Origin of the sequence: Streptomyces sp. (assembly GCF_031181705.1) — a bacterium.
Classification (GTDB): domain Bacteria; phylum Actinomycetota; class Actinomycetes; order Streptomycetales; family Streptomycetaceae; genus Streptomyces.
In genome coordinates, this window is record NZ_JAPSKN010000135.1 from 7,843 (window position 1) to 9,399 (window position 1,557).

A 1,557-nucleotide genomic window follows, 5' to 3' on the forward strand; every position below is an offset into this window, starting at 1 on the left:
CCTTGCCGTCCACGGCCCTTGCCGTCCCGCGCCCCCGGACCGCTACGGCACCCGGTCCAGCAGCAGTACCGCCACGTCGTCCGTCAGCTCGCCGCCGTTGAGGTCGCGGACCTCGTTCACCGCCGCGCGCAGCAGCTGCTCGCCGCGCAGTCCCTCGGCGAACTGGCGGCGGACCATCTCGGTCATGCCCTCCTGGCCGAGCCGCTCCCGGCCCTCGCCGACGCGGCCCTCGATCAGACCGTCGGTGTAGAGCATCAGGCTCCACTCGGCGCCCAGCTCCACCTGCATCCGCGGCCAGCGGGCCCCCGGCAGCAGCCCGAGGGCCGGGCCGTTGTTGTCGTACGGCAGCAGCCGGGCCGGCCGGCCGGGGCTGGCCAGCAGCGGGGAGGGGTGGCCGGCCAGGCACAGTCCGGCCCGGCGGCCGTCCGGCGCGATGTCCACGGTGCACAGGGTCGCGAAGATCTCGTCGTCGGCCCGCTCGTGCTCCAGCACCTGCTGGAGCGTGCCCAGCAACTGGTCGCCGCACAGGCCCGCCAGCGTCAGCGCGCGCCACGCGATCCGCAGCTCCACGCCCAGGGCGGCCTCGTCCGGGCCGTGGCCGCAGACGTCCCCGATCATGGCGTGCACCGTGCCGTCCGGTGTGCGTACGACGTCGTAGAAGTCGCCGCCGAGCAGGGCGCGCGAGCGGCCCGGGCGGTAGCGGGCGGCGAAACGCAGCGAGGAGCCCTCCAGCAGGGGGGTGGGCAGCAGGCCGCGCTCCAGACGGCGGTTCTCCTGTGCGCGCAGCTTGCCCTCGGCCAGCCGGCGCTCGGCCGATTCGGAGCGCTTGCGCTCCACCGCGTAGCGGATCGCGCGGCTCAGCAGCCGGCCGTCCAGCTCGTCGCGGAAGAGGTAGTCCTGGGCGCCCACGCGCACCGCCTCCGCGCCGCGCTCGGCGTCGCCCGAGGCGGTCAGCGCGAGGACGGCGTGCCGGGGCGCGAGCTCCAGCACGTGCTTGAGCACGGCGAGCTCGTCGTCGGAGTCGCTGCGGCCGGGCGCGGGCAGCGCGAGGTCCAGCAGGATGCAGTGGACGTCGTCGGTCAGCAGCCGCTCGGCCTCCGTGAGGTTGCGGGCCGTGCGGACGCGGATCGGCTTGCCCGCCTGGTCGAGCATGTCGGGCACGATCGGCGAGCCCGCCGGGTCGTCCTCGATCAGCAGCAGCGTCAGGTTGGTGTGGGTGGTGTGGTTCTCCACCGTGTCCGTGGTGTTTCCGGCGGTGTCCGGGGTGCGCGGGGCCTGCGCCGAGGCGTCCGTCTCGGAGTCCCCGGCGGGGCCGCCGCACGCGGACGCGGCCTGCGCCTGACCACTCTCCACGGCCGGGATGGCTCTCTGCCGCGGTATGGGTACGGGCATTGTCTTGGGTTCCTTCCCTCCCCCCGAGGGCATGGCGGGGGCGAGGGACCTCGACCCACCGACCGGGACCATAGCGGGTGTCGGCGCCGCATTGGAATGGTGTGAGCCACGCCGCCGTGCCATCGGCCAGTGTCATATGCCGCGATATGCCCCGCAGTTGGACAG

Annotated in this window: 1 protein-coding gene; it reads right to left on the minus strand. The window is 74.4% G+C overall.

The genetic code is table 11. The annotated features are described in order from the left end of the window. Positions 1–42: 42 nt before the first annotated feature. A complete protein-coding gene (locus RIN80_RS21925) occupies positions 43–1,392 on the minus strand; it encodes a SpoIIE family protein phosphatase (RefSeq protein ID WP_309097341.1) in 1,350 nt (449 codons plus the stop codon). Positions 1,393–1,557: the final 165 nt, after the last annotated feature.